This window comes from Mycobacteroides salmoniphilum, from assembly GCF_004924335.1.
Lineage (GTDB): Bacteria > Actinomycetota > Actinomycetes > Mycobacteriales > Mycobacteriaceae > Mycobacterium > Mycobacterium salmoniphilum.
The window spans coordinates 3,755,109-3,780,780 of sequence record NZ_CP024633.1 but is presented as its reverse complement, the minus strand read 5'-3'; the positions used below and the strand labels follow the sequence as shown (position 1 = coordinate 3,780,780).

Genomic DNA, 25,672 nt, shown 5'->3' with positions numbered 1-25,672 from the left:
ATTGCGTCCGAAATTTGTCGGGAACTATTGCCTGTATGTGGGCGACTAATTATCTGTATGGTGCGGCCGCACACCCCAACTGGCAGCAAGCCGAAGCGTTGAACAACAATATCGGCATGCTCGCGGTGATCGGTGGTAGCGGTTTCTACTCGTTCTTCGACAAACCGGTGCGGACCGTCACCCCGACGACGCCGTACGGACAGCCCAGTGCGCCCATCACGATCGGTCTGGTGGGGGAGCGCGAGGTGGCGTTTCTGCCCCGGCATGGCAGTCGCCACGAATTCTCACCGCACGCCGTGCCCTATCGCGCCAACATGTGGGCGCTACGTGCCCTTGGTGTGCGCCGGGTCTTTGCGCCGTGTGCCGTGGGCAGCCTCACCCCCGATCTGGGCCCTGGCACCATCGTGGTGCCCGATCAGTTGGTGGACCGCACCAGCGGGCGCGAGCAGACATTTTTCGACAGTGGCGGTATCCACGTGGAATTCGCCGACCCGTACTGCCCCGGGCTGCGCGCGGTATCGCTGCAACCAGAGACCGTCGACGGCGGCACCATGGTGGTGGTGCAGGGACCGCGGTTCTCGACACGGGCCGAAAGCCGGTGGTACGCATCGCAGGGTTTCACTCTGGTCAACATGACCGGATACCCCGAGGCGGTGCTGGCCCGCGAGCTCGAAATCTGCTATGCCGCAATCGCCTTGGTCACTGATCTGGATGCCGGAATCGAACACGGCCAGGGCGTCCGTGCGGTTGACGTGTTCGCCGAGTTTGAGCGGAACATCGGCGGATTCAAAGAGCTGGTGCGCACCGCGGTGACCGCGACCGAATCCGTCGACACCTGTGGACACTGCCGTGCACATGACGGCGTCACACTGCCGATCGAGCTTCCCTAGAGGACATAGCGCGTCTGTCCGTGCGGATTCTTGGTAAAGGACAGCACCTTCGACGGCACCACCTTGTACACAACGGCGAACTGATCGCCCTCGCCGAAGCCGCCTTCGCTCGGCGTGAATTTCCAGTCCTCGCCGTACTTTTCGAAGTAGGCGTCCGCCAGGTTTTGTAGGGCTGAGGGATCGAGCATGCGGTCGGCCGTTCCTTCGACGACGACGTCGTGCCCGTCATTCCAGGTATTGACGCCGGTCGCGACGGCCACCGCGGCGTTCGCGTCGAGATTGCGTGCCTTCTGTTCGGTGGGCCCGGTGCAGAACACGAAGAAGTCTCCCTGCCACAGCCCGACCAGCGGAGTCGTGTGTGGGCTGCCGTCGGCGCGGACGGTGGTCATCCAGTACAGCTCGGCGGCGGACAGCAGCGCCGATACGTCGTGCCATGCGGGCGCGGCGGCGCCGGGTTCGCTGAATCGCTGATCGAAATGGGAGGTAAGGGGCATGGTGATACAGACCCGGCCCGTCACCGAGATTCATCGCGGGTACCGTAACGCCATGCGTGATTCGGTCACCGTGCACATCGCCGCTCCTGCCGACAAGATCTGGGAACTGGTCAGCGATATCACCAACACCGGGAAGTTCAGTCCGGAGACGTTCGAGGCCGAATGGCTCGACGGCGCCACCGGCCCCGCGGTGGGTGTGCGCTTCCGTGGTCATGTGAAGCGCAATCAGAAGGGGCCCGTCTACTGGACGGTGTGCCGAATCGTCGACTGCGACCGCGGTCGGTCCTTCGGTTTCGCGGTGCTCTGGCCCAACGGTAAGACGGTGAACACCTGGCGTTATCGGTTCGAGCCTGCCGGCGACGGTACCGATGTCACCGAATCCTTCGAGCTGACACCGACGTTGTCGCTGCGCATCTACTGGGCGCTACTGGGCTGGGCACGCGGACGCACCAACCGTAACGGCATGCGTGAGACCCTCAACAGGATCAAAGCGGTCGCCGAGGCTGCCTGACTCGGTCGCCGAGGCCGGCCGATCAGGGGGCATCGAGCGCCGACAGTCCACGCCCCGCGGACCACACCGGGCTCTCGACGAAGTGGTTGTCATAGGTTTCCTGCGCGGCCCGCAGTTCGCTGATATCGGCGTGGCCGTGGACGATTCGGTCCAGCAGCCGGAAGTAGTCGAAGCGCTGAACGCCGGGGGAGAGCACCGTGAAGATGTTGGCATCGCTGTCGCCGGTGGCGCCGAACGCGTGCGGCATCAGCTGGGGAACCAACAGTGTGTCACCCTGTTCCAGAATCTCGATGCGATCTCCCGCCAGGATTTCCAGCCGACCCGACACCAGGTAGAACAGCTCGGTGGATCGCGTGTGGAAATGTGGGGCCGCGCCATTCGCGCCCTTGGGCAGGTAGACACTCAGGACGCTGACCGCCCCACCTGTCGCGTCGGAGTCCATCACCAATCCGGTCTCGTTCCCGGCCGCGGTGCTGACCATCTCGCGGTCACCGTCTCGAACCAGAGGCGCGGCACCCGGCACACACTCTTCACGTGTCATGGCGTCAAACGCTATGACCTCAAGTCAGCTTGAGGTCAAGAGAAGCGTTTGACGAGGGCGCGGCGGTCCAGTTTCCCGATCCCGCGCCGGGGTAGTTCATCGAGAAGGTGTAGTTCACGCGGGGCGGCGGTGTCTTCGAGTGCCGTGGTGATATGCGCCCGCAGATCCTCCAGCGTCGGGGTGCCGTCCGGGGAGGGCACCACCGCGACGGCGACGCGCTGGCCGAGCCGGTCGTCGGGCACGCCGAACACAGCGCATTCGGCGACCAGCGGATGAGTGGCAAGAACGGCCTCCACCACCTGCGGAACCACGGTAAGCCCCCCGGTGCCGATGGCCTCGTCCAATCGTCCCAACACCCGCAAGCGGCCCTCGTCAAGCTCCCCGAAGTCATCGGTATGGAACCATCCGGACTCCGCAAATGCCTTGTTTTCCGGCATATTTCGATACCCCGATGCCACGGTGGCGCCACCCAGGCCGATCCGCCCCTCCGGCCCGATGCGCACCTGGACGCCGGCGAGGGCCACGCCGTCATACACGCACCCGCCGCAGGTCTCACTCATCCCGTAGGTTCGGACCACCGGGATACGGGCCTGCGCCGCCCTGATAGCGACGGAGGCGGGGAGCGGACCACCACCCAGGAGCACGGCGTCAAAGGAGGCGAGCGCCTCCGATGCTGCGGGATCATCCAGCACCTTCACCAACTGTGTTGCCACCAGGGAGATGTACCGACGACTTCCTGTCATCTCGGTGGCCGCCCGCACGAAGTCGGGTAGGGAGAAACCGGCCGACACGTCAATGACGACGGGTTCGGTTCCGGCCTGGATGCTGCGCAGCAGCACCTGCATTCCGGCGATGTGATGGGGTGGCAGTGCCAGTAGCCATTGGCCGCTACCGCCCAGGCGGGCGTGCGTGGCCGAGCCGCTGGCCACGAGGGCATCGCGGCTGAGCATGGCGCCCTTGGGTTTTCCCGTGGTGCCTGACGTTGAGACCACCACCGCGACATCCTCGGCGATCGGTTCATCGGCGGCGAGTTCAGAGGCGAGGAAATGGGCCTGACCGGCGTCGTCGGCAGGCACGGGCAAGACCGCGTCGCCGCGGCCGTCCAGCAGCTCCGCCAGGCGGGGCAGGAGGCCGAGCATGGTCTGCCCGCCGGGTACGGGCAAGGCGCGCAGTAGCCGGGTCACGCCGGGTGGTCGGAGGCCTGACCGGAGCCCGGTTCGTCAGGATGATCTGCGGGCTCACGCGGATCATCAAGGGGCCAACCCTTTTTCGCCAGTCGCTCGCGGACGCGCTCGATGTCTTCTCCGGTCGGCAGCTCATCGGTTACCTGGGTGATGAGCACGGCGATGTCGATGTTGTCGAAGTCGCCCCGGGCCATCAGTTCGCGCGCCACGGTTTTGACTTCGTCATTACTCAACCTGCGCCCCAGCAGCGCCAGCAGCGGGACATAGTCAGGTGGCGGGACGCCTTCGGGGTACCCCGCCCGAAGCCAGGTGACGATCTTGCTCAGAAATGCGTTCACGGCCTCAAACTCCTGTACGGACGGGCGGCCGTCCTCTTCGTATCGACTGCTAGGGATCGTAGTGCTGTTGGCGGGTGTTGTCGCCAGGCAAAACTAGCCGCAATCGGCCAGGAAGCCCGCGTCCAGTCCGAACAGTCAGCACCCGGAAGGTTAACGGAATGTGAACTCCTTGCGGGAAATATCAAACTGGCCGGTCAGCGCCCAAACTTGCTCGTCCATCAGCTGGTCAAAGTCAAGGCCTTTACCCCAGAATTAGCGCCATGGACGCAACCATGATCATTCTGGTGCTGTTGATTGCAACGGCACTGGCCTTCGACTTCACCAACGGGTTTCATGACACCGGTAACGCCATGGCGACGTCCATCGCAACGGGTGCGCTCAAGCCCAAGACCGCGGTTCTGCTCGCCGGCGTCCTGAACCTCGTCGGTGCCTTCCTCTCCGTCGAGGTCGCCGTCACCGTGACCACCTCGGTCATCAAGGTGCAGGACAGCAAGACCGGCCACCTGCTGCCCAACATCACCCCGTCCATGGGTCTGACGATCATCTTCGCGGGCCTCATCGGCGGCATTCTGTGGAACCTGCTGACGTGGCTCTTCGGTATTCCGTCCAGCTCGTCACACGCGCTCTTCGGTGGCCTTATCGGCGCCGCCCTCGCCGCCATCGGTTTGTCGGGCGTGAAGTGGGACGGCATCCTGCAGAAGGTCATCATCCCCGCGTTGGCCGCGCCCCTAATCGCGGGCCTGGTCGCCGCTGCCGGCACCTGGCTGGTCTACCGCCTCACCCGGAACGTGGTGAAGAAGCGTCGCGAGGAGGGCTTCCGCTGGGGCCAGATCGCCACCGCGTCCCTGGTTGCGCTGTCCCACGGAACCAATGACGCGCAGAAGACCATGGGTGTCATCGCCCTGGCGCTCATCACCACCGGCCATCTGTCCGGAAACGTCAAGGAGACCGGCCTGCCGTTCTGGATCATCGCCAGCTGCGCGCTCGCGATCGGCCTCGGCACCTACCTCGGTGGGTGGCGAGTCATCCGCACCCTGGGTAAGGGCCTCGTCGAGATCGAGTCCCCGCAGGGTCTTGCCGCCGAAGCGTCCTCGGCCGCGATCATCCTGAGCTCCAGTGCCGCTGGTATGGCCCTGTCCACCACGCACGTGGCCACCGGTTCCATTCTGGGCAGTGGCGTCGGCAAGCCCGGTGCCGAGGTGCGCTGGGCCGTGGCCGGACGCATGGTGCTGGCCTGGCTGGTCACCTTGCCTGCCGCCGGTATCGTCGGCGCGCTGTCCTACTGGCTGTCCAAGGCCATCGGCGATCTCACCACTCCGATGGTCGGTGACCTCATCATCTTCGGCCTGCTCGTCGTACTCTCCGGTTACATGTGGTGGCGTGCTCAGCAGGAGAAGGTCGACTCCAGCAACGTCAACGCCGACTGGGATGACTCCACCAACTCGGTGGTTCCCGCCGATGCCCGCGAGGTCAAGACCGAAGTGTCCGCCGAGAGCAAGGATGCCTCGAAGCAGGACTCCGCCAACGACACGGCCTCGGTCTAACCCAGTCCAGCGCAGTAGACCCAAAGAACAGTAAGGAAGCCTCAATGAACTACGTGGAAGCCATCGGCAAGGTGCTCGTTGTTGGGTTGGTCCTCGGTGCGGGTCTGCCGGCGGTGTTCGCGGCGGGCCTGGTCGCCTACTCGTCGGGTGTTGGCGGTGCCAATGACGACGGCACCGTCGCCGCACCGAACCCGGCCGTGAAGTTCCTGGGACTGGCGCTCTTCACTCTGGTCGGAGCGGTTGTCGTCCTCGCGCTGCTGTGGATTACCCGGACGACGATCATCCACCACACGGGCATCGACTTCTTCCCGTTCGTCAAGTAGTACCGCGACCAACTCCACAGACACCCGGCGGAAGCTACCGCCGGGTGTCTTTGCGTAGTGGGTGGTCCGGGGGGATCTGCACGAAGATCAGCGTGACGCCGTCGGGGGCCGCGACATGCATCTCGTGCAGGCCCCACGGCTCCTGCTGCGCGGCACGGCTTATCGAAGCGCCGCGGCTTTCGAGGTCGGCCTGGGCCGCGTAGACGTCGCGTACCTGGAGCCAGAGCGCACCGGGAAATGCCGTCGGGGGTCCATCCGCGCTGCCGTGTCCGGCGATCTCGATGAGGGACTGTCCGGCGAAAAACACCATGCCCGCTCCGTAGTCGCGCGCGACGGCAAGGCCCAGCGTGTCGCGATAGAACGCGAGCGTCGCGTCATAATCCTTAGGCCGCAACAGTATTCGGCTGGACAATATCTCCATACCCGTGTCTACCACGGGGATGGAGCCTCATCAGAGGGTTTCGCGCCCCGACATTGCCACCCGTGTCACCAGGCTGGGTGCCACGGCATTGGTGGCGGCTGACATTACCGAGATCCTCGGGGCGATGCGCACCGGCCTGGTACGGGCCGCCAGCACCATCCACTCGGCGGCCTCTGCGGAGGTCAGCGCCGCCGCGTTGGTGTATGCCTCGGTGGGCGCGATCATCGGGGTGCGCACCAACGGGAAGTACAGGGTGGTGGTGTGCACGTTGTACTTGCCGTATTCGGCATCCACGATTCGGCTGACCGTCGACAACGCGGCCTTGGAGGCGTTGTACACCGCGAACTGCGGCACGACGTCCGTGAGCACTCCCCAGGTGGCCACGTTGATGATGTGGCCGCTGCGACGTTCGACCATGCCGGGGGCGAACCCGCGGATCAGCCGCAACGGCGAGAAGTAGTTGAGCTGCATGGTCCGCTCGGCGTCATGCCAGCGATCCAGAGACTCGTAGGTCTTGCGTCGGATGGAGCGACCGGCGTTGTTGACCAGGATGTCGAGACCGCCATGGCGTTCGTTCACGGTCTCCACCAGCTTGTCGATGGCATCGAGGTCGGACAGGTCGCATGCGATGGCATCCGCGGTGCCGCCGGCGGCGGTGATACGTGCGGCGACCTCGTTCAGCAGGTCTTCACGCCGTGCCACCACGATGACCTTGGCGCCAAGCTTGCCGAATTGGTATGCGGCCTCCTCGCCGATACCCGAGGACGCGCCGGTGATGAGGACGCGCTTGTCCTTGACCGAGACGCCGTAGTTTGCGTCGAGTTTCGCGCGAAGGAGCGATGGGCTGGGGAAAGGCTGCATCAGGGCGCGCGCAAAGGCGGTGTTGAGCCGCTTGCTCAACGAGTTCTTACTCACGAGTAAGAACTGTATGCCCACCGCGATGAGTGCGAAATGTCGGGCCTGGGTGACTTAGGTCTCGCAAGGTTCGCCTTACTGGCGGTGTCCTACGCTGACCTCACTCAACCCCTATGACGACAAGGACGTGGCTATGGGATCGCTGGCAGGTAAGACCATCATCATGTCGGGAGGCAGCCGCGGCATCGGGCTGGCGATCGCACTTCGGGCCGCGCGGGACGGCGCGAATATCGCGATCATGGCGAAGACGGCAGAGCCGCACCCGAAGCTTCCCGGCACCATCTACACCGCCGCCGAGGAGATCGAGGCCGCCGGTGGTCATGCGCTCCCCATTCTCGGCGATGTCCGTGACGACGAGGGCGTGGCCTCGGCCGTGGCCCAGACGGTCGAGAGGTTCGGCGGGATCGACGTCGTGGTCAACAATGCGAGCGCGTTGAATCTCGCTCCCTCGGAATCGATTTCGATGAAGGCCTACGACCTGATGCAGGACATCAACGCGCGGGGCGCCTTCTCGCTCTCGACGTCGGCGATCGGCGCGCTCAAGGAGGCGGAGAATCCGCACATCCTGACCCTGTCGCCGCCCATCACGCTGGAACCCACGTGGTTCGATCAGACCACTACCGCGTACACCATCTCGAAGTTCTCCATGAGCCTGGTGGCCATCGGGCTGGCCGCCGAACTACGCAAGTACGGCATCGCGTCGAACTCGCTGTGGCCGCGCACGACCATCGACACCGCCGCCATCCGCAATATCCTCGGCGCGGAGCTCGTTGCCCGCTGTCGCTCGGCGGAGATCATGGCCGACGCCGCGTACGAGATCCTGATCAAGCCCAGCCGGGAGGTCACCGGAAACAGCTTCGTCGACGACGAGGTGCTCACCGAGGCCGGTGTCACCGACTTCTCGAAGTATCGCCAATGCGCCGAAGAGGACCTCGAGCTCGACTTCTGGATGCAGCGCGCGGCGCGGTAACCGCACAGAAAAACGAGTAGTCGGTGGTCGCTGCAGGCCCAACCCGTGCTGAGCGGGGCCCAGGTCTTAGTAATGCCAGGGGTAGGGCGACCAGTCCGGCTTGCGCTTCTCCAGGAACGAGTCGCGGCCTTCGACGGCCTCATCGGTCATGTAAGCCAATCGTGTTGCCTCCCCGGCGAACAACTGTTGTCCGACGAGTCCATCATCGGCGAGGTTGAAGGCGTACTTCAGCATTCGTTGTGCCTGCGGCGACTTCTCGTTGATGGCGGCGGCCCACTCCAGCGCGACCGTCTCCAGATGTTCGTGGTCGACGACCTCGTTCACGGCGCCCATGTGATGCATCTGTTCGGCGGTGTACGGCCGGCCCAGGAAGAAGATCTCACGAGCGAACTTCTGGCCAACCATCTTGGCCAGGTATGCGCTGCCGTAGCCGCCATCGAAACTGCCCACATCGGCATCGGTCTGCTTGAAGCGAGCATGTTCGCGGCTGGCCAATGTCAGGTCGCACACCACGTGCAGACTGTGTCCACCGCCGGCAGCCCACCCATTCACCAAGGCGATCACCACCTTTGGCATGAAGCGGATGAGACGCTGCACCTCCAGGATGTGCAGACGGCCCGCGCGGCCCGGGTCCACGGTCTCGGCCGTCTCGCCTCCCGCGTACTGATAACCGGTGCGGCCCCTGATGCGTTGATCGCCGCCGGAGCAGAATGCCCAGCCGCCGTCCTTGGGGCTGGGGCCATTCCCGGTGAGCAGTACCGCCCCCACGTCGGAGGTCATCCGGGCATGATCCAGCGTTCGGTAGAGCTCGTCGACGGTGTGTGGCCGAAAGGCGTTGCGTACCTCGGGCCGGTCGAAAGCAATTCGCACGGTTCCCTGGCTGACGTGCCGGTGATAGGTGATGTCGGTCAGGTCCTCGAATCCCGCCACCGGCTGCCAGCGAGTCGGGTCAAAGGGATTGGCGGTCTGCCCGTCGTCTTGGGTCATGGCTCCGACTCTAGAGGCCACCCGGTTCGTGGTCGGTCGACGCTACCGGTGAACCGCTACGCGTACGACTGTGCCGCCGAGGGCGTCGTCCACTGGGTGAACAGGCCCGGTGGCGGCTGCTGGCACCACGCCCACGTGCCGCCCTCCTTCCGGAACTGGTTCGGCTTGGTCTGGGTCTGGGTGGCGGCACCGCCCAGGCTGTACGTCGCCGTGATATCCCCGGTGGCACTGTCACCGACGATCTTGATGTTGTCGATTGCGAACTTCTCCACCGTGGTGGACTCGCGGATCACCTGCAGCGCGGTGGCCGTGTAGGCGAACTGATCGCGTGTGACGATCGCGTTGACGAGCGTGGCGCGTTCGCCGCTACCTGCGCTGGGGAACCGTTGTGCCACATGGCTGGACAGGGCAGAGGTATCGCCGTACATCAGCGCCTCCTCTGCGCCCTGCCAGGAATTGATCGAGGGCACGAGCTTCTCGTCGGCTGTGCGGCTGGACACCTGGTAGCGCGGGCAGGTCAGGGCGTTGGCCGCGTCCAAATCGAGGCTTCCGATCACCTTGCCCATCTGGGCGGTCACGTGCCGGATCTGGTCTTGGTCACTGGCCGCCGCGGTAGCGGCCGACGGCGGGGGAGTCTCTGGGGGCTTCGTGAGCGTTTGGTAGACGGTGCACCCGGATAATGCGGTGGCGAGCGTCACCGCGAGTACCGCTGAGCGCGCTGTCTTGCGGACGTATGTGGCACGCAGCTGTGGCATCGTCGAATACCTTCCCCGTGAGATAACTGTGTAACCAGTTCATTACTCTGGCTCATGAAATCTAACCCATGGTGCTTCCGTTGTATTCCCGCCCCATGCGATCGGGTGTCAGCGCCTCGTGATCGGGTGGCGACTCAGAATCGAGATCCGGTTGAAGGTGTTGATCATGATGGCCGACCACACCAGCACCGATATCTGATCATCGGAGAGGTGTTCACGCGCGGCGGCGTACTGCTCGTCGGTGAGGTGGCGATCGGCTACCTCCGTCACTGCTTCGGCGATTGTCAGCGCCGAACGCTCCACATCGCTGAACAGCTCGGCCTCCTGCCACACCGGCAGCACGGCGATTCGCTGAGTGGACTCGCCCTCCTCCAGCGCGACGCGGGTGTGTAGATCGAGGCAGAACAGGCAACGGTTGAGCTGAGAGACTCGAATGTTGACCAATTCCAACGTTGTTCGCGAGAGTCCGGCCTCAGTGGCCCGGGTGCGCAGCTCGGCAGCGGTCTTGGTCAGCCCCTGGTAGACGGACGGAGTTTGCTTGTCGATGTAGACACGATGCTCCGTCATGGCTGGTGGGCCTGGACGGCTTCCAGCGCTTGCGCAGTGACTGGCCCGACGATGTCGTCGAATTCGTGATGCTTACCGACAAATTTTCGGACGTACGGGCATACGGGGATGACCCTGCGCCCAGTCACCCGCGTCGACGTCAGCGCGGACTGCACCAGTGTTCCGGCGAGACCGCGTCCGCCGAATTTTTCATCGATTTCGGTGTGATAGAAAATTCGCACGGCCGTGCCCGCTAGGGACTTATCGAGGTATTCAGTGAATCCGGCGAGTTCGCCATCGGCTGTGATTTCGAAGCGGTGTGCGTCGGGTGCGTCGGCGACCGTGGGCGCTGGTTCGGATCCGTCCATGTGACCAACTATGCCGCACGCGCAGTGCACACAGTCGATGATGAACCACATGAGCAATACCGAGATCACGCCATCGGAAACCCGATGCGAGGTTGGCCCGTGTCCTCGCGACGGGTCCGGGCGCCCGGTGGTCGAAATACTTACTCCGCGAGAGGTTCCGCTCGGTGGACCGCGCGCGATGACGGTGCTGCGGACCCTGCCCCAGGCGGGGCGATCGCTGATCGGCGCCTGGTGCTTTGCCGATCATTACGGTCCTGACGACATCACATCCACCGGCGGGATGGACGTGGCACCTCATCCGCATACCGGTCTGCAGACGGTGAGCTGGTTGTTCAGCGGGGAGATAGAGCATCGCGACAGTAACGGGGTGCACGCGATGGTGCGCCCTGGCGAGCTGAATCTGATGACCGGTGGTCGTGGTATTTGCCATTCCGAGGTGTCGACCGCCCAGACCACCACGCTGCACGGTGTGCAGCTGTGGGTGGCCTTACCCGACGAATACCGTGATGTGGCAAGCGATTTCCAACATTACGCACCAGCGGCCGTCGAGGCCGGCGGGGTGACCTTGCGAGTGTTCCTGGGAACCTTGGCGGGACAAGTGTCGCCGGTGCGTAGCGCGACTCCCCTGCTCGGCGCCGAACTGCTGCTGGCGCCGCGGAGCATGGTGCGACTCGATATCGATCCCGAATTTGAGCATGGGCTGCTGGTGGATACCGAGGCCGTCGAGTTGTCCGGCTCCAGGTTGTCGCGAGGCGAGCTGGGCTATGTCGGCACCGGAGTCGAACAACTCGCCGTGCTCAACCCGACAGATTCGCTGGCGCGGGCGATTCTGTTAGGTGGCGAGCCGTTCGGTGAGCAGATCGTCATGTGGTGGAACTTCGTTGGCCGCGACCACGACGAGATCGCGGAATTCCGGAAGGAGTGGCAAGCCGAGTCGGAACGCTTTGGCCACGTGGAGGGCTACGTGGGTGCGGTGGCTCGCCTGCCCGCACCGCCGCTGCCGACCGTCCGGATGGTTCCGAGGCGCAATGCACCGACCGCCAATCCGGGGATTTAGATGCCGCTGAAGAAAGTTGTCGCGTACGTCCGTTCCACCGCCTGGATGATTTTTCTGCTCCAGTGGTGGACCGAGCCGGTTCCCACGGGCTGGTTGCGGTCCTTCCTACGCGATCGAAAGCTTGACCGGACCGTCCGCAACCTCATCGGCGGATATGCGTTGATCTTCGCGGCGATCTGCGTCGCGTTGCAGTTCAGCGACACCGGGCCCCGGAGCACAGCGGGCCGCGTCATTGTCGGCGTGTGTGCCGTGGGGGCGTTGGGTTGGGCGGTGCGCTGGGCGGTGGGGCCGTGGCCGTCCCTGCGCGAGGCGGTGGCATTCGTCGCCTTCGCGGACGTCGGGATCGCGATTGCCTGCTGGCAGGACTCCGATCCACTGGCAGGTCTGGTGGGAACGGTGCTGTTTACCCCGGTCGGGGCGTACGTCAGCTTCTTCCTGGGAAACCGGCTGCTGGTGGCGCATGTCGCGTGGTGCGGCCCGATGATCCTGGCGCTGTCGTCGCGCCTGTTCGCCGAGGGCACGGTAGGCGCGGCGATGACTGCGTTGGTCAAGGTGACGAGCATGCTGCTGGTGGTGGTGTTGATACCCGTGGTCATTCAGTTCGGGATCGCGGTGGTGCGCCTGGACGCGCTTGCCGCGCAGCGTGATCCGCTCACGGGTCTCCTCAATCGCCGGGGCATCTTCGGCGAGTGGAAGCGCTTGCACAGCGGGTTGACGCGCAAGTACAGGTTGGAAGGCGACCTAGTCATCGCCGTCGCCATCATCGATATCGATCGGTTCAAGTCGATCAATGACCGGCACGGCCACGGGACGGGCGATCGAGTACTCGTCGAGCTGGCCAAGGCGCTTGCTGCGGAGACGATTCGGGGGAACCTGGTGGGCCGCTCAGGCGGTGAGGAATTCCTCGTGGCGACGGTGTGTCCGGCGGAGTCTGTCGCGGATTTCGCCGCCAGGCTCAGGGAGGCCGTGAGGACTTCCGAGCCGGCGGGCATCGCCGTGACCGCGAGTGTTGGTGTGGCGGCGCAGGCGGTCGCGAGCGTCGCGTCAGCGACTTCACAGCAGGCGATCGATGTGCTGACCGCCTGTGCCGACCAGGCCATGTATGAGGCAAAGCGCAACGGCGGTAACCAATCCCGGATTCTGCATCCGGGCCACGCCCTCGTTGATGATTAGCTGTGACGAGGGTCTAGCCGTCCAGCGGATCCAACCGGAATACGGCGGCGATCCCGGCGAGCGCCTCGAACTCATCCGGGGTGCCCTCCTTGACCAGCCCGGCGTTTCGGATGAAGCCGACTCCCGTGGGTACCTCGATCGGAAACGCGCGTAGCACCGGGCGGGAGTCCTCGGGTGACAGCTCGACAATGCGTATCCGTTGGGTGTGGCGCCCCTGTGTCAGGGTGCCCTCTTTGGCCTTGCGTGCGTTGGCGATCCAGGCCGATCCGGGTACTCCGCCGACGGCATAGCGCCGCCCGTCACGTGTGAATGGGGTGCTAGGGACTGTTCGCTTGTTCCGCGCTGCGCCTCGGAAGCTCAGCCAACTGGGGTGTGTGCCGGGTCGGTGATCCGTCTGTACAACGGAACCAGTACACGGCGCGCGTAGGCGCGAACTTCTTCTTCGGTATCTAGCGATACTTGGGTTGGCGGCGTCAATAGTAGAGACTGCACGACGCGTACGCCGAGTTCGACCACCTCGGGAAGATTCTCCGGAGGATCACTCCAATCACGCAGGCATACACCGTATTCCACGCCCATCTGGATGGCCGGATCCGCCAGAATGGTGACGTACGGAAGGATTCCTTCGGGTTCGGTGCTCATCTCACGTATGTAGAGCGGATGGCTGCGCACCAGGCAATACACGGTGGTGAAGGACTCTACGACCGCCTCCTCGTCACTATCCACTGCCGCGACGCGTTCATCGCACTGTTCCATGATGCGTTCGACTTCACGGATTCCTGCCGCCATGATCAGGTCGTTCTTGCCTGCCCAGCGGCGGTACAAACTCATGTGAGAGACACCCGCCTCGCGGGCGATCATGTCGATCGAGATGCGCTTCACGCCGAATGATTGCCACACCCTTATGACGGCGTCGAGGATCTTCTCGCCTGTCTCATCGTTCGGCCCTATCGCCACGTAAACAGTCTGCCACATGCGATAACGTAGAATGTTAATGATTTATAGACTTATTAACGTCTTCACGTTAGTGTGCAGACTGTTAGCCATCGCGCCCGTCGATCTGTAGCGGAGTCCGGATGTTCATTGGTAGCGGCAGTGGGGTAGTCCGTGGTGGTCTCGTGTGGCTTCGCGGTCGTCAGCAGAAACGAGGCAGTATTCACGGCCCTGGCGACGGAACCGAGTGGAGCGAAGCGAGCCGCACACAAACGAGCGAAGATACTGCGTTGCAAGGACAATGCCGAACCGGTCGGGCAACTCATGAAGGTCACCGGGCCGTTGATTGGATCGGTCGTTTTCGCGGTTGTTGCGTTGGCAGTGACGTGGCTGGTGGATGCGACATTGCGTCGTGAAGTTGCTGGCGATGCTACGACGTATACGGCGGTATTCACCGATGTTTGTGGCTGAAGGACAGGTCAGCGGCAGGGACGTGCTAACACGTAGCGCCCTAAGACGCGAATTGTGTGTCTATCCGCTGCTGGTAGCTGTCTGGATCGCAGCGGTCACCTATGTGCTCACGGCCAAGCAGGTGGCTTTACCCGTGCTCGAGACGCCCGTGGAACCGGCAAGAGCGGCTTTGACCCTGTCAACACCTAAAAAGGTGACATACGAGGTCGGCACGACCGCCGGCCACCCCGTCACCGTCTCCTATTTGGACGGGGGCGGGCAGTCCCGCCTGTATTCCGGCGCTGCTCCCTGGCGCACTGGGCTCACCACCGATGATCTTGCATTCGCTGCGGGAGTGACCGCGTTATCGCTCGCTGACACGGTCACCTGCCGCATCAGGGTCGACGGCCAGGTGGCTGACGAGAAATCCGATTCAGGTGCCAACCCGTCCGTCAGCTGCAACCTGCTGGCATTCCAGAAGCTCACGCCATAGAGGTGGACAACCGTGCATGACAGCCCTGTGTTTGCAAGAATCGCGACCCTCATTGATCGGTTCGCGATCCCCATCGTGGGGATTTGGATGTTCGGTGCAGTCGGCCTCTTTGCTGCTGCGCCGTCAGTCGAGCAACTCATCCTGACTCACAGCAGTCCGATAATCCCTACCAGCACGCAGTCTGGACAGGCCCTCAAGCGGATGGGGGAAGCCTTCGACGAATCTTCCTCTAACAACACCACCGTGATCATCGTCGAGAAGGGCACGCCGTTTAGCGACGCTGATCGCGCCTTCCGTGCCCAACTCATGCAGCGGCTGAGATCTGACGCCAGACACGTCCAATCAGCACTTGATATGTGGTCAGACCCCCAACTTTCCCAGCTCAGCGAAAGCCCGGACAAGCAGGTGGCTTTGGCCCAGGTGCAGCTGGAGGGAGATGTTGGAAGCCCCATGGCATTTGAGTCTGTCAAGGCTGTCCAGACACTGCTCGACGCGATACCTAAACCGGCTGGCATTACGGTTTATGCGACTGGCCTCAGTCAGGCCGCCGTCGACCAAGTGGGCTCACTATTACACGACGTCCTGGTAGTCGGTGTGGTATCGGTATTTCTCGTTGGCGCCCTTCTTCTCCTCGTCTACCGGTCATTATTGGTAGCGATCTTGCCCTTCCTCTCAGTCGGTGCCGCAGTTGGTGTTGCCTCTGCGGTAGTGGGTCTGCTCACTGAGGCGGACCTATTGCCGACGTCAATGCTCACAAACGCGGTAATGCTCGCGCTGATGCTCGGAGCCGGGACCGACTATTCAATTTTCTTTATCGGGCGCTACCAGGAGGGCCGCCGTAACGGGTTGAGCGTCGACGAAGCATTCCGTGCGAGTTATCGGGGTGTGGCTCCAGTAGTCCTTGCTTCGGGTGCCACAGTCGCGGGCGCACTAAGCTGTATGAACCTGACGCAGCTGGAAATGCTGCGATCCTTGGGGTTGCCGTGCGCAGTCGGAATATTGTTCACGGTCGCGTCTGCGGTAACGGTGACACCAGCGGTTTTGTTGATCGGGGCGCGGCGCTTCGGTCTATTCGAGCCGAAGAAGACTGCATCGAGCGCGAAATTCTGGCGCCGCATGGGTGTGCGGATCGCCCGGTGGCCCAAACCCATCTTTGCAGGCACCTTCGTCTTGCTGATCCTCTTCATGCTCGTCATTCCCACGGCGTCCTATAACTACGATGAGTTACAGTTCGTGCCCAAGAACATGCCGAGTGCCGCAGGCTTGATGGCAGCGGAAAAGCATTTTCCCTTGGGTCAGATGTACCCAGATATGGTGCTTATCCAGGCGCCACATGACCTGCGGAATTCAGCTGATATCGCCGTGCTCGAAAAATCCGCTCAGCGCCTGAATCAAATGCCTGATGTGACGTCAGTGCAGTGGCTTACTCGCCCTCTGGGTGTCCCGCTGGATCAGGCGTCGCTGACATATAGTGTCGGCCTTGCGGGCTCTCTCGCGGCCCAGAATTCGGTCCTTCTTACAGAACGGTCACGGCAGCTCCGGCACCTCACCGACAATCTCGCATCCACGATCGCCACCATCGACGGCCTGCGGGAGCAACTCCAAGCTGCCCAGCAGGGAGCACAACGTTTAGCCGCCATATCGGTGCCAATTCAAAATGGGTTGAAGCAGCTAAAGGACGGCATGCGAGCATTAGGCCCAGTTATCGAGCCCGTGCGGACGTCGGTCGATTCCCAGCAGAATTGCGCCGACGATGTCTTATGTGCGGGAGCGCGCAGCGCCCTGTCGAATTTTGACAGCATCAGTAGTCTCGCATCCAACGTCCAGCAGCTTTTGCGCACCTCGAACTCGCTCAGTGGCAGTGTGGTCAAGTCCGCTCAGGCGCTTCCTGTGATGCTGGAATCTATGACGCAGATGCACGAAATGGCGACTTCTACCAACGCCGTACTGTCGCAGCTAGCTTCTCAAGTCGATACCGTCACTGCAGTTATGCAAGACATCGGTAGAAGCAGTGCAGGAACCGGTGACTATTTCTATTTTCCGGCTCGGTTACTTTCCGATCCTCGGTTCACTCCATATCTGCACTTGCTGTTCTCCAAGGATGGGACTACCACCCGGATGATCGTCGCCGGGAAGAGTAGTAGCTACAGCACGGAAGGGCAGAAACGCGCGCGTGAGCTCGCTGTGCAAATGAAAATAGCTCTCAAGGGAACTCCCTTGGAGGGCAGTGTCGTCAGCGTTGCTGGTCCTGGTGCGCTGATGGGGGATATGCATACTATCCTCAACCGCGACGAGAAAATCGTTCTCGTCGGCGCACTGACTGTGATATTGACGGTGGTCATTCTATTGTTGCGCAGCGTGGTCGCCACATTCGTTGTCATCGGGTCGGTGCTCTTGTCCTTCGGCTCTACGATGGGGATCAGCTTGGTCATATGGCAACATGTCCTTGGGGTCCAGCTCCACTGGTCAATTCCCGTTGCGGTCTTCGCAATTCTGGTGTCGGTGGGCGCAGACTACAATCTCCTGATCGCCTCCAGGTTTAGGGAAGAAATGGGCGCTGGAATTAAGACCGGGGTGATCAGATCAGTCGCCGGTACCGGCGGTGTTGTCACCACTGCCGGCATGGTGTTCGCGATGACGATGTTCGCGATGCTCGGTTCCAGCCTGATCAATGTCGCTCAGGTTGGCTCGACCATCGGCATTGGCCTGGTAATCGATACCTTCATCGTGCGGACTTTCACCGTCCCCACCATTGCGGTAATTCTCGGAAGAAGTTTCTGGTGGCCGCTTCCATTCTCGGCACTTACCCGGATACACCACTCGGAAGCTGGATAGAGGCCAACAATGGAGAATCAGAAACCACGCAACCGGAAGCGGTTACGATGGATCGCAGACACATTTCTCCATATTAATAAAGTCATTGACCAGATTGATATCCTACTAGCGAACGTGCTCAGCGTGTTGGCCGCTGTGAGTAGCGTTCTTGCCAGGTTGAACAATTCGTTGGACGAGGTTGATGAAACTCTGTCACACGCCAACAAAACGCTGCAGAGTATTGACCGCATCATTGGCCCGGCCGAACGCGTGGTCGCGGCCGGCGAGACCGCGGCAGCACCCTTGTCGGCGACTAGCTCGGCAATGTATAGAACAGTCAGGGCGCTACGCACGCAATTTTCAGTTTCGTCAGGCCGCGCTGGCCCCGATGAGAGCAGATGGGCTTGAGGACGCCATCGATCGGCAGATCTGTTCGTTCAGGGGCTGGACGTGCCGCCCGTGGGCGGGATCGACTACCGGTGAAATGCGTGCTGACCGTGGCGGTGGTGCTGCTTCTGATGGGCTGCTCGTCATCTGATTTAGCTGGCTATCTCGTCGGCACTAACTGGCAGTTGCTGGCGATCGTGCCGCCCGACGGTGGAAGCGTGACGCCGGTGCCTGACCCAAGGGTGTTTACCTTGACGCTCAGGACCGATGGCGTAGCGGATCTACGAATTGACTGCTATCGCGGCTCGTCTCGATGGTGGGCGGCGTCGAGTCTCCTCGACGCGAAGTCGCGAGTCTCGGATATGTCGGGTCAATTGGCGTTGGCGCCGATCATGCCGGCCCCGGCGTCATGCCAGAAATGGTCGTTGGCGCCGCGCGCATCGGTAGCCATATCTGGGCCGCACGCATATCTCCTTGACAAGGAGTGCCTCTTCATGGACCCGTGGGCTCAAGGTGACAGCCTGGTCTGGAAGTCAGACGGTCCGGTAGACGGCGGTAATGGCGCCGCTCTTTCTCAGTGTTGTTCCTTGGCTGCATCGTTGCGGACGCGTTGCTGATTTCTTGGAGTGAAAATGAGAAAGCTGTATGCCCGTCGCTAATCGCAATGGTTGACGATCTGGATCGTGTCAACTAAAGGTTGACCGGTTGATGCGGCTCAAGCCGGTGAGGCCCAGGGGCGTGCGACGATCGCTGATGTGGAGCTGCCCGCGATAAACGATGTGCTCGACCGGCTGCATGTCGTCGCATTGCCCATGCGCGTGCGATTCCGCGGCATCACCACCCGTGAGCTCGCACTGATCGAAGGTCCGGCCGGTTGGGGCGAGTTCGGTGCCTTCCCCGAGTACGACCCGCCCGAGGCCTCTGCCTGGCTGGGGGCCGCCATCGAGGCCGCGTACACCGAGCTTCCCGCGGCCCGGCGCACCCGCATACCCGTCAACGCGACGGTGCCCGCGGTGTCCGCCGCGGACGTGCCCGAGGTGCTGGCCCGCTTTCCCGGAGCCCGCACCGCCAAGGTCAAGGTGGCCGAGCCCGGGCAGACCCTCGACGACGACATCGCCCGCGTCGAAGCGGTCCGCGCGCAGATCCCCACCGTGCGGGTCGATGCCAACGGAGGGTGGACCGTCGAGCAGGCCATCCAGGCGTTGACCGCGTTGACCCGCGACGGTGTTCTTGAGTACGCCGAACAGCCCTGCGTCACCGTCGAGGAGCTGGCGGAAGTGCGCCGACGCCTCCCGGATGTGCCGATCGCCGCTGACGAAAGTATCAGGCGGGCAAGCGATCCGCTGCGCGTCGCACGAGCCGGGGCGGCCGATATCGCGGTGCTCAAGGTGGCCCCGCTCGGTGGTGTGGCGGCGCTGTTGGATATCGCGGAGCGCATCGGTATGCCCGTGGTGATCTCCAGTGCCCTGGACAGCGCGGTGGGCATCGGCATCGGTCTGCGTGCGGCCGCGGCGCTGCCGGTGCTGGAGCATGCCTGTGGATTGGGAACCGGAGGGTTCTTTGTCGAGGACGTGGCCGCGTCCCCGGCCCCCGAAGACGGTTACCTGCCGGTGGCGTCGTTCACTCCCGACCCGGCCCGGCTGGCGGCGCTTGCCGCGTCTGCTGACCGGCGCGATTGGTGGCGGCGCAGAGTGGCCGACTGCTATCCACTGTTGAACCGGTAGGTTCAGTCACCGTGCCTCTCGCGAACATCAACGGCATCCAGATCAGTTACGACGATCGTGGGCCCCTGGCGCTCGGCGCGTCCGGTGATCCCGTCGTCTTTATTTCCGGGCGCGGTGGCGCGGGGCGCAGCTGGCACCTGCATCAGGTACCGGCATTCCGCGCCGCGGGATATCGCACGATCACTTTCAACAACCGGGGGATACCGCCGACCACCGAGTGCGCCGATGGTTTCACCCTGCAGGACATGGTGGCCGATGCCGCGGCGCTCATCGAGGATCTCGGTGCGGCCCCGGCCCGGCTGGTCGGGTTCTCCATGGGGGCGCTCATCGCCCAGGAGCTCGCGCTCACCCGCCCGGATCTCGTGACCGCCGCGGTGTTCATGGGCACTCGGGGGCGCGAGGATTCCACGCGGTCGTTCTTCCGTAAGGCCGAGCTCGAGCTGTCCGCGTCGGGCGCCGAGGTGCCCGCGTCCTACCAGGCCGCCATGCGCCTGTTGTTGAACTTCTCGCCGAAGACTCTCAACAACGATGCCGCGATCAAGGACTGGATCGACATGTTCACGCTGTGGCCCGAGCCGGCCTCGGGTGGCATCGATCACCAGCGCAGCGCCATACCCGCCCCCGACCGGCCCGGTGCCTACGCGGGGATCACCGTCCCGTCGCTGGTCATCGGGTTCAGTGACGATATGACCCTGCCTCCCTACCTTGGTAGGGAGGTGGCCGATGCCATCCCCGGCGGCAAGTACGTCGAGATTGCCGACGCCGGGCATCTGGGCTTCATCGAACGCCCTGATGAGGTCAACCGCGCGATCCTGGAGTTCTTTGCGAGCGCCCCTCAGGTGGTATGACACCCTGATGGCATGAACCCGTCGACCGCTCAGGCCCATGCCGTCGTCGACGAGCTCATCCGCGGCGGAGTCCGCGATGTGGTGCTGTGTCCCGGGTCGCGCAATGCCCCGCTGGCCTTTGCGTTGCACGATGCGGACAAGGCCGGGCGGTTGCGGCTGCACGTGCGCATCGACGAACGCACCGCGGGCTTCCTGGCCGTCGGGCTGGCCGCGGCCAGCGGCGCCCCGGTTCCGGTGGCGATGACGTCCGGGACGGCGGTAGCCAATCTGGGCCCCGCGGTGGTGGAGGCCAATTACGCGCGGGTTCCGCTGATTGTGTTGTCTGCGAACCGCCCCTACGAACTGCTCGGCACCGGCGCCAACCAGACGATGGAGCAGCTCGGCTACTTCGGTACCCAGGTTCGCGCTGCGATCAGTCTCGGTCTTGCGGAAGACGGCTCGGACAAGATCGAGGCGCAGAACCCCCATTGGCGTTCCGCGACCTGCCGAGTCCTGGCCGCGGCCAAGGGGTCCCGTACCGCCAACGCAGGCCCCGTGCAGTTCGACATCCCACTGCGGGAACCGCTTGTGCCCGATCGCGATGGAGGGCCGATACCCGCGGGCCGCCCCGGCGGGGTGCCCTGGACATACACCCCGGATGTGACGTTCGACGAACCTGTCGAGATCGATCTGAGTCCTGACACCGTGGTGATCGCGGGCCATGGTGCGCCCGCGCACGCCAACCTGGCGATATTGCCCACGGTGGCCGAACCGACGGCGCCTCAACCCGACAACCCGGTGCATCCGCTGGCGCTCGCCCTGCTGCATCCGCAACAGGTGATCATGTTGGGCCGGCCGACCCTGCATCGGCAGGTGTCATCGCTGTTGGCGGACAACCGGATTCCGGTGTACGCGTTGACCACCGGCCCGCGTTGGCCCGATGTGTCCGGCAACTCGCAGGCCACCGGAACCCGGGCCGTCATATCCGGTGAGCCGGATGCCACATGGCTGCAACGGTGCGCGCACGCGCACCAGAAGGCGCTCGATGCGGTGCGCGGACAGTTGGGTACTCACCCGCTGACCACGGGTCTGCACGTGGCGGCCACGGTGTGTGGGTCCTTGCGCGATGGTGACCAGCTGGTGCTTGGCGCCTCCAACGCCGTACGCGATGCCGCGCTCGTTCCGTGGGGGGCCAAAGACGTTCGCGTGCGCTCCAATCGGGGGGTCGCCGGCATCGACGGCACGGTATCGACCGCGATCGGTGCGGCGCTGGCGCACAAAGGGGGCCGCACCGTGGCCTTGATCGGCGATCTCACCTTCGTGCACGACAGCTCGGGTCTGCTGATCGGTCCGACCGAGCCGCGCCCCGAGAACCTGACCATTGTGGTCTCAAATGACAACGGCGGCGGCATCTTCGAACTACTGGAGCAGGGCGACCCACGATTTCGCGACGTTTCCTCCCGCGTCTTCGGCACCCCGCATGACGTCGATATCGCGGCGCTGTGCCGGGCCTACCACGTGGATTCGAGATCCATCTCGGTCGAGGAACTCGGCCCTGCGCTGGACGAACCAGCCGGTGGCATCAGGGTTTTGGAGGTCAAGGCCGACCGCTCCACCCTGCGCGAGCTGCATGCGGCCATCAGGGCCGCTCTATGAAGCGGCGCTCCCGCGTCATCAAGCGAGTCCGGATCGCGGTGCTGGTGCTGGCGGGACTGATGACGCTGCAGTCGCTGCTGCTGGTCGCCGGGGCCTGGCGAAACGACAAGGCCATCGAGCGGGATATGGGTGTCGCGCTGGCCGAGGTACTCAGCGCCGGGCCACGGCGATCCACCATCGAGTTCGTCACACCCGAACGAGTCACGTATCGGCCGGAATTGGGCGTTCTCTACCCCTCTGAGCTCAGCCCGGGCATGCGCATCTACGTCGAGTACGACACATCCAACCCGGATTTGGTTCGCGTGCAAGGACGTAACGCATCACTATCGATTATCCCCGCCGGGTCCATCATTGTCGTGGTGTGGTTGGTCGCCGGGACGATACTGCTGGGGCTTGCCTGGATGCAGCGCCGAAGTCCGGCGCCCGTTCACGCTTAAGTTTGCGTGACGTATGCCTGGGGGCAACCTAACTGCTAAGTGACGCTGAGATGCTCTCAGTGTGCGCATCGCGATCGTCGCCGAGTCGTTCTTGCCGAACGTCAACGGAGTCTCCAACTCGGTGCTGCGGGTGCTGGAGCACCTCCGCCGCACCGGGCATGAGGCCGTCGTCATCGCACCGGATACCCCCCGCGGACAGGCCCCCGCCGGTACCGAACACGACGGCGTGCCCGTGCACCGAGTGCCGGCCATCATGTTTCCCAAGGTGAGCACCCTGCCGTTAGGTGTGCCGCAGCCGCGCATGGTGCGAATCCTTCGTGATTTCGCGCCCGATGTGGTGCACCTGGCCTCGCCGTTCGTCCTGGGGTACGGGGGACTGCGCGCCGCGCAGCATCTCGACATCCCCACCGTCGCCGTCTACCAGACCGATGTGGCCGGGTTCGCCGACAGCTATGGCGCCGGGTTCGCCGCTCGCGCTGCCTGGCGCTGGACCAAGCACTTGCACGGCCGTGCCGACCGCACGTTGGCGCCATCCTCGTCCGCTATGGAAGGTCTTGCCGCACATGGAATCCCGCGGGTGTTCCGGTGGTCACGCGGTGTGGACATCGAACGCTTCGCACCCTCGGCGCGCGACGAGGAGCTGCGTCGATCCTGGTCGCCCGAGGGCAAGCCGATCATCGGGTTCGTCGGGCGGCTCGCTCCCGAGAAGCATGTGGAGCGTCTGGCCGTGCTGGCCGAACGCGACGACATGCGGCTCGTCATCGTGGGCGGTGGCGTGGAGCGGGATGCTCTCGAAAAGCTAATGCCCACAGCAATTTTCACCGGTGAGCTGACCGGATCGGCGCTGTCACGGGCATACGCCAGCCTTGACGTCTTCATCCACCCGGGCGAGCATGAGACGTTCTGCCAGGCCGTGCAGGAGGCGCTGGCCAGCGGTGTTCCGGCCATCGCGCCGGATGCCGGCGGCCCACGCGACCTGGTGATCCCGGGTCGCAACGGAATGCTGCTGCCGGTGACCGACTTCGAGGCACGCCTCGGCATGGCGGTTGATCACCTGGTGCAACCGGCAACGCGCAGCCGATTCTCGGCGGCCGCGCGCCGGGGTGTGCTGTCGCGCACATGGCCCGCCATCTGTGACGAGCTGCTCGAGCACTACGCCGCCGCGGCGGGCACCACGCTGGGCCGCGGCATCATGACGGCTTGACCTTTGCTTTTGATACGCCTGGGAACCTGCCCAAGGATGGAACGAATGGTTCTGAGCGGCAGCTAGGGCGCGGCCGAACAATGGCTGCTGTGCGATTCTCAAACTGGTAACGTTCGTGTCCACACTGGTACGGTGGCCGCTACGAGAATGTTGAAAGAATTGATCGTGCAGGCGTTTCTGCCACGGTCGGGCAATGCCTTCCTTGTGAGTTGGTGACGGCAACTACTGAGGTGGATCAATGATGAATCATGGAGTGTTGGGCTATCAATCAGCGGTCGCTGCGCAGATTGTGTCTTGGCGGAATCGGATCGCGCGCGGGCCGATATTGTGCGGTGGGGCCTGGTGAATCAGCGAGCGGACGAGGTCTGTCCCTCACGTCCGCTCGCGATTCCATGGGTCCTGCGTAAAGAGATTGCTCTGACGAGTTGGCCTGAGTTAAGGGCATTTGATAATCAATCACGCCTTGTGGGCGGCAAATAATGAATGTGGCGGAGTTGGGCTCCCCAACGCGTTGCGAGACCAACAATCTCGTAATCGAATCACGGCCCATATCCATTGACCGTCAGGGTCGACGGTATGGGGTGGCATATCGATTCCTCATAATGGCGCTGGAAACGACAAGAAACGCCGTACGGTTAAAGATCGCCATCGGGGTGCTGTGCATGTCGATGACCGTGCTGGCAGTGATCATGCAGTTCAATCCGCTGGGCCCGCAGGGTCTATGGCCGCGCATCGTGCATGGCATTGCGGCCGGATCGGCGTTGCTGGTGGGGTTGGCGTGGATTGTGCGGCCTTGGCCCACGCGGCCTTGGGCCATTGCGTTCGTCTTCTGGGCTGATGCAGCAACTGCTATCGGCGGCAGCATGTCCTCTCAACCTGTCTCACAGCTCGGGGCCACCAACCACCTGGCCCTGATCGGGATCTTCGCGGCCTTTCTGCTGGGGTGGCGGGTGCTGGCCGCGCACTGCCTCTTCGCGACCGCGGTGATCACGACGCTCACACTGTGGAACCTTCATACCGGTGCCGCCACGCTGTCCGAGCTCTACGTTTACAACGCCCCGGCGTACTCGAACGTGGTGTTCTTGCCCATCGTCATTCAGGCGGTTATTGAAGGAGCACGCAAGTCCATCCACAGGAACGCCATTGCCGCACATCGTGATCCGCTCACTGGTCTGCTCAACCGTAGGGGCGTGCAATCAGCCATGAAGGCCCGGCTGCGCAGGGAACCGCGACCCGCGGTCGTGGCGGTGTTCGTCGTCGACATCGATTGCTTCAAGGAAATCAATGACACCTACGGCCACGATGTGGGCGACTCCACCTTGAAAAGGGTCGCTGACACGCTCGCCGCCGGCATCCACAACCGCGATATCGCTGCCCGCATCGGAGGGGATGAGTTCATGATCGTGGCGTTCCTGGACCGTTCCGAAGACGTGGACACCGTACGTGCACGGATCTGTCACTCCTCGTCGAACACCCCTGACGTTACGGTTTCGATCAGCGTCGGTTCGGCCTGGCAGTACACACACGAGGAAGACGTCACCTTCGAATCACTCTCGCGAGAAGCTGATTTCAGTCTTTATGAGGCCAAGCGCACCCGCAAGAAGCACAACGTCGCTCGGTCGTGTACGTGTTATCCGAGCTACCCCGCGGCACAGGGGCCGTGCAACACCAATATGCACGTTCCCACCGCGACGATGGCGCACCGGTGACCTCGCCGACTGCGCATCGGC

Annotated in this window: 27 protein-coding genes and 2 pseudogenes; 17 read left to right on the top strand and 12 right to left on the bottom strand. The window is 63.4% G+C overall.

Annotated features, from left to right (window positions below; genetic code table 11):
* Window positions 1-116: 116 nt before the first annotated feature.
* Window positions 117-890, top strand: a complete 774-nt coding sequence (locus DSM43276_RS18850) for an S-methyl-5'-thioadenosine phosphorylase (RefSeq protein WP_078328012.1) — start codon at window positions 117-119, stop codon at window positions 888-890.
* Here the strand turns inward: DSM43276_RS18850 and DSM43276_RS18845 are convergent.
* On the bottom strand, window positions 887-1,384 hold the full coding sequence (locus DSM43276_RS18845) for a pyridoxamine 5'-phosphate oxidase family protein (protein ID WP_078327872.1): 498 nt from the start codon (window positions 1,382-1,384) through the stop codon (window positions 887-889). The two genes, DSM43276_RS18850 and DSM43276_RS18845, sit on opposite strands and share 4 nt — an antisense overlap.
* Before the next feature lie 52 nt (window positions 1,385-1,436).
* Here DSM43276_RS18845 and DSM43276_RS18840 point away from each other — a divergent pair, with 52 nt between their 5' ends.
* On the top strand, window positions 1,437-1,895 hold the full coding sequence (locus tag DSM43276_RS18840) for an SRPBCC family protein (protein ID WP_078328011.1): 459 nt from the start codon (window positions 1,437-1,439) through the stop codon (window positions 1,893-1,895).
* 22 nt (window positions 1,896-1,917) lie between these two features.
* On the opposite strand, the gene DSM43276_RS18835 is transcribed toward DSM43276_RS18840, so the two are convergent.
* The 3 genes from DSM43276_RS18835 to DSM43276_RS18825 are packed head-to-tail and all read right to left on the bottom strand — an operon-like array spanning window position 1,918 to window position 3,958.
* On the bottom strand, window positions 1,918-2,436 hold the full coding sequence (locus DSM43276_RS18835) for a cupin domain-containing protein (protein WP_078327871.1): 519 nt from the start codon (window positions 2,434-2,436) through the stop codon (window positions 1,918-1,920).
* 35 nt (window positions 2,437-2,471) lie between these two features.
* Entirely contained in the window at window positions 2,472-3,620 is a 1,149-nt protein-coding gene (gene menE / locus DSM43276_RS18830; protein ID WP_078327870.1) for an o-succinylbenzoate--CoA ligase, read from the bottom strand.
* A complete protein-coding gene (locus tag DSM43276_RS18825) occupies window positions 3,617-3,958 on the bottom strand; it encodes a DUF3349 domain-containing protein (protein ID WP_078323384.1) in 342 nt (113 codons plus the stop codon). Before DSM43276_RS18825 ends, menE begins: the two co-directional genes overlap by 4 nt.
* A 61-nt stretch (window positions 3,959-4,019) precedes the next feature.
* Here DSM43276_RS18825 and DSM43276_RS18820 point away from each other — a divergent pair.
* The 3 genes and pseudogenes from DSM43276_RS18820 to DSM43276_RS18810 all read left to right on the top strand — a co-directional run bounded on the left by DSM43276_RS18820 (window position 4,020) and on the right by DSM43276_RS18810 (window position 5,825).
* Window positions 4,020-4,234: pseudogene (locus DSM43276_RS18820) on the top strand (hypothetical protein).
* Complete coding sequence (locus DSM43276_RS18815; RefSeq protein WP_078327869.1) at window positions 4,219-5,502, top strand: inorganic phosphate transporter; 1,284 nt, start codon at window positions 4,219-4,221, stop codon at window positions 5,500-5,502. The pseudogene DSM43276_RS18820 and the gene DSM43276_RS18815 overlap by 16 nt, the downstream one beginning before the upstream one ends.
* A 44-nt stretch (window positions 5,503-5,546) precedes the next feature.
* Window positions 5,547-5,825 carry a hypothetical protein gene (locus DSM43276_RS18810; RefSeq protein ID WP_078327868.1) on the top strand — a complete coding sequence of 93 codons (279 nt, stop codon included), beginning with the start codon at window positions 5,547-5,549 and terminating at the stop codon, window positions 5,823-5,825.
* A gap of 34 nt (window positions 5,826-5,859) precedes the next feature.
* Here the strand turns inward: DSM43276_RS18810 and DSM43276_RS18805 are convergent, their stop codons facing one another.
* Together DSM43276_RS18805 and DSM43276_RS18800 are read right to left on the bottom strand one after the other, a co-directional pair.
* Window positions 5,860-6,246 carry a VOC family protein gene (locus tag DSM43276_RS18805; RefSeq protein WP_078327867.1) on the bottom strand — a complete coding sequence of 129 codons (387 nt, stop codon included), beginning with the start codon at window positions 6,244-6,246 and terminating at the stop codon, window positions 5,860-5,862.
* Window positions 6,247-6,276: 30 nt separating this feature from the next.
* Window positions 6,277-7,161, bottom strand: coding sequence for an SDR family oxidoreductase (locus DSM43276_RS18800; RefSeq protein WP_078323388.1), 885 nt, complete (start codon window positions 7,159-7,161; stop codon window positions 6,277-6,279).
* A gap of 133 nt (window positions 7,162-7,294) precedes the next feature.
* Here DSM43276_RS18800 and DSM43276_RS18795 point away from each other — a divergent pair, with 133 nt between their 5' ends.
* The gene (locus DSM43276_RS18795) at window positions 7,295-8,131 is read left to right on the top strand and encodes an SDR family oxidoreductase (protein ID WP_078327866.1); all 837 of its coding nucleotides are present in this window, start codon (window positions 7,295-7,297) and stop codon (window positions 8,129-8,131) included.
* Between the two features lie 66 nt (window positions 8,132-8,197).
* Here DSM43276_RS18795 and DSM43276_RS18790 read toward each other — a convergent pair whose 3' ends face one another.
* The 4 genes from DSM43276_RS18790 to DSM43276_RS18775 all read right to left on the bottom strand — a co-directional run bounded on the left by DSM43276_RS18790 (window position 8,198) and on the right by DSM43276_RS18775 (window position 10,787).
* On the bottom strand, window positions 8,198-9,118 hold the full coding sequence (locus DSM43276_RS18790) for a 1,4-dihydroxy-2-naphthoyl-CoA synthase (protein ID WP_078323390.1): 921 nt from the start codon (window positions 9,116-9,118) through the stop codon (window positions 8,198-8,200).
* A 56-nt stretch (window positions 9,119-9,174) separates the two neighbouring features.
* On the bottom strand, window positions 9,175-9,873 hold the full coding sequence (locus tag DSM43276_RS18785) for a hypothetical protein (RefSeq protein WP_078327865.1): 699 nt from the start codon (window positions 9,871-9,873) through the stop codon (window positions 9,175-9,177).
* A 108-nt stretch (window positions 9,874-9,981) separates the two neighbouring features.
* Window positions 9,982-10,440: a carboxymuconolactone decarboxylase family protein gene (locus DSM43276_RS18780; protein WP_078327864.1), complete on the bottom strand. Its 459-nt coding sequence runs from the start codon at window positions 10,438-10,440 to the stop codon at window positions 9,982-9,984.
* Window positions 10,437-10,787, bottom strand: coding sequence for a GNAT family N-acetyltransferase (locus DSM43276_RS18775; protein ID WP_078327863.1), 351 nt, complete (start codon window positions 10,785-10,787; stop codon window positions 10,437-10,439). Before DSM43276_RS18775 ends, DSM43276_RS18780 begins: the two co-directional genes overlap by 4 nt.
* 49 nt (window positions 10,788-10,836) lie before the next feature.
* Here DSM43276_RS18775 and DSM43276_RS18770 point away from each other — a divergent pair, with 49 nt between their 5' ends.
* Together DSM43276_RS18770 and DSM43276_RS18765 are read left to right on the top strand one after the other, a co-directional pair.
* The gene (locus DSM43276_RS18770) at window positions 10,837-11,844 is read left to right on the top strand and encodes a pirin family protein (RefSeq protein WP_078328010.1); all 1,008 of its coding nucleotides are present in this window, start codon (window positions 10,837-10,839) and stop codon (window positions 11,842-11,844) included.
* Complete coding sequence (locus tag DSM43276_RS18765; protein WP_109555853.1) at window positions 11,845-13,017, top strand: GGDEF domain-containing protein; 1,173 nt, start codon at window positions 11,845-11,847, stop codon at window positions 13,015-13,017.
* A 13-nt stretch (window positions 13,018-13,030) separates the two neighbouring features.
* Here the strand turns inward: DSM43276_RS18765 and DSM43276_RS18760 are convergent, their stop codons facing one another.
* Together DSM43276_RS18760 and DSM43276_RS18755 are read right to left on the bottom strand one after the other, a co-directional pair.
* A complete protein-coding gene (locus tag DSM43276_RS18760) occupies window positions 13,031-13,378 on the bottom strand; it encodes a deazaflavin-dependent nitroreductase (protein WP_078327862.1) in 348 nt (115 codons plus the stop codon).
* The gene (locus DSM43276_RS18755) at window positions 13,375-13,974 is read right to left on the bottom strand and encodes a TetR/AcrR family transcriptional regulator (RefSeq protein ID WP_157896005.1); all 600 of its coding nucleotides are present in this window, start codon (window positions 13,972-13,974) and stop codon (window positions 13,375-13,377) included. The genes DSM43276_RS18760 and DSM43276_RS18755 overlap by 4 nt, the downstream gene beginning before the upstream one ends.
* Before the next feature lie 300 nt (window positions 13,975-14,274).
* Here DSM43276_RS18755 and DSM43276_RS23905 point away from each other — a divergent pair.
* The 9 genes and pseudogenes from DSM43276_RS23905 to DSM43276_RS18715 all read left to right on the top strand — a co-directional run.
* Window positions 14,275-14,418, top strand: a pseudogene (locus DSM43276_RS23905) (mammalian cell entry protein); the annotation flags it as partial.
* A gap of 25 nt (window positions 14,419-14,443) precedes the next feature.
* Window positions 14,444-14,893, top strand: coding sequence for an MmpS family transport accessory protein (locus DSM43276_RS18750; RefSeq protein ID WP_234802931.1), 450 nt, complete (start codon window positions 14,444-14,446; stop codon window positions 14,891-14,893).
* 12 nt (window positions 14,894-14,905) lie between these two features.
* Window positions 14,906-17,728 (top strand): MMPL/RND family transporter, encoded by a 2,823-nt coding sequence (locus DSM43276_RS18745; RefSeq protein ID WP_078327858.1) that lies wholly within the window; start codon window positions 14,906-14,908, stop codon window positions 17,726-17,728.
* A 1,121-nt stretch (window positions 17,729-18,849) separates the two neighbouring features.
* Window positions 18,850-19,818: an o-succinylbenzoate synthase gene (locus DSM43276_RS18740; protein ID WP_078327857.1), complete on the top strand. Its 969-nt coding sequence runs from the start codon at window positions 18,850-18,852 to the stop codon at window positions 19,816-19,818.
* Window positions 19,819-19,829: 11 nt separating this feature from the next.
* On the top strand, window positions 19,830-20,666 hold the full coding sequence (locus tag DSM43276_RS18735; RefSeq protein ID WP_078327856.1) for an alpha/beta fold hydrolase: 837 nt from the start codon (window positions 19,830-19,832) through the stop codon (window positions 20,664-20,666).
* A gap of 12 nt (window positions 20,667-20,678) precedes the next feature.
* Window positions 20,679-22,301, top strand: coding sequence for a 2-succinyl-5-enolpyruvyl-6-hydroxy-3-cyclohexene-1-carboxylic-acid synthase (menD, locus tag DSM43276_RS18730; RefSeq protein ID WP_078327855.1), 1,623 nt, complete (start codon window positions 20,679-20,681; stop codon window positions 22,299-22,301).
* Entirely contained in the window at window positions 22,298-22,738 is a 441-nt protein-coding gene (locus DSM43276_RS18725; protein WP_078327854.1) for a DUF3592 domain-containing protein, read from the top strand. Before menD ends, DSM43276_RS18725 begins: the two co-directional genes overlap by 4 nt.
* 61 nt (window positions 22,739-22,799) lie before the next feature.
* A complete protein-coding gene (locus DSM43276_RS18720; RefSeq protein ID WP_078327853.1) occupies window positions 22,800-23,942 on the top strand; it encodes a glycosyltransferase family 4 protein in 1,143 nt (380 codons plus the stop codon).
* A 602-nt stretch (window positions 23,943-24,544) separates the two neighbouring features.
* Window positions 24,545-25,651 carry a sensor domain-containing diguanylate cyclase gene (locus DSM43276_RS18715; protein WP_412458621.1) on the top strand — a complete coding sequence of 369 codons (1,107 nt, stop codon included), beginning with the start codon at window positions 24,545-24,547 and terminating at the stop codon, window positions 25,649-25,651.
* Window positions 25,652-25,672 lie beyond the last annotated feature (21 nt).

Excerpts from the sequence above, each read along its gene's own strand:
- DSM43276_RS18815 (WP_078327869.1), top strand. The coding sequence starts at position 4,219 with ATGGACGCAACCATGATCATTCTGGTGCTGTTGATTGCAACGGCACTG.
- DSM43276_RS18715 (WP_412458621.1), top strand. The coding sequence starts at position 24,545 with ATGGCGCTGGAAACGACAAGAAACGCCGTACGGTTAAAGATCGCCATC.
- DSM43276_RS18765 (WP_109555853.1), top strand. The coding sequence starts at position 11,845 with ATGCCGCTGAAGAAAGTTGTCGCGTACGTCCGTTCCACCGCCTGGATG.
- DSM43276_RS18840 (WP_078328011.1), top strand. The coding sequence starts at position 1,437 with ATGCGTGATTCGGTCACCGTGCACATCGCCGCTCCTGCCGACAAGATC.
- DSM43276_RS18810 (WP_078327868.1), top strand. The coding sequence starts at position 5,547 with ATGAACTACGTGGAAGCCATCGGCAAGGTGCTCGTTGTTGGGTTGGTC.
- DSM43276_RS18780 (WP_078327864.1), bottom strand. The coding sequence starts at position 10,440 with ATGACGGAGCATCGTGTCTACATCGACAAGCAAACTCCGTCCGTCTAC.
- DSM43276_RS18805 (WP_078327867.1), bottom strand. The coding sequence starts at position 6,246 with ATGGAGATATTGTCCAGCCGAATACTGTTGCGGCCTAAGGATTATGAC.
- DSM43276_RS18795 (WP_078327866.1), top strand. The coding sequence starts at position 7,295 with ATGGGATCGCTGGCAGGTAAGACCATCATCATGTCGGGAGGCAGCCGC.
- DSM43276_RS18785 (WP_078327865.1), bottom strand. The coding sequence starts at position 9,873 with ATGCCACAGCTGCGTGCCACATACGTCCGCAAGACAGCGCGCTCAGCG.
- DSM43276_RS18770 (WP_078328010.1), top strand. The coding sequence starts at position 10,837 with ATGAGCAATACCGAGATCACGCCATCGGAAACCCGATGCGAGGTTGGC.
- DSM43276_RS18845 (WP_078327872.1), bottom strand. The coding sequence starts at position 1,384 with ATGCCCCTTACCTCCCATTTCGATCAGCGATTCAGCGAACCCGGCGCC.
- menD (WP_078327855.1), top strand. The coding sequence starts at position 20,679 with ATGAACCCGTCGACCGCTCAGGCCCATGCCGTCGTCGACGAGCTCATC.
- DSM43276_RS18850 (WP_078328012.1), top strand. The coding sequence starts at position 117 with ATGCTCGCGGTGATCGGTGGTAGCGGTTTCTACTCGTTCTTCGACAAA.
- DSM43276_RS18775 (WP_078327863.1), bottom strand. The coding sequence starts at position 10,787 with ATGGACGGATCCGAACCAGCGCCCACGGTCGCCGACGCACCCGACGCA.
- DSM43276_RS18835 (WP_078327871.1), bottom strand. The coding sequence starts at position 2,436 with ATGACACGTGAAGAGTGTGTGCCGGGTGCCGCGCCTCTGGTTCGAGAC.
- DSM43276_RS18790 (WP_078323390.1), bottom strand. The coding sequence starts at position 9,118 with ATGACCCAAGACGACGGGCAGACCGCCAATCCCTTTGACCCGACTCGC.
- DSM43276_RS18725 (WP_078327854.1), top strand. The coding sequence starts at position 22,298 with ATGAAGCGGCGCTCCCGCGTCATCAAGCGAGTCCGGATCGCGGTGCTG.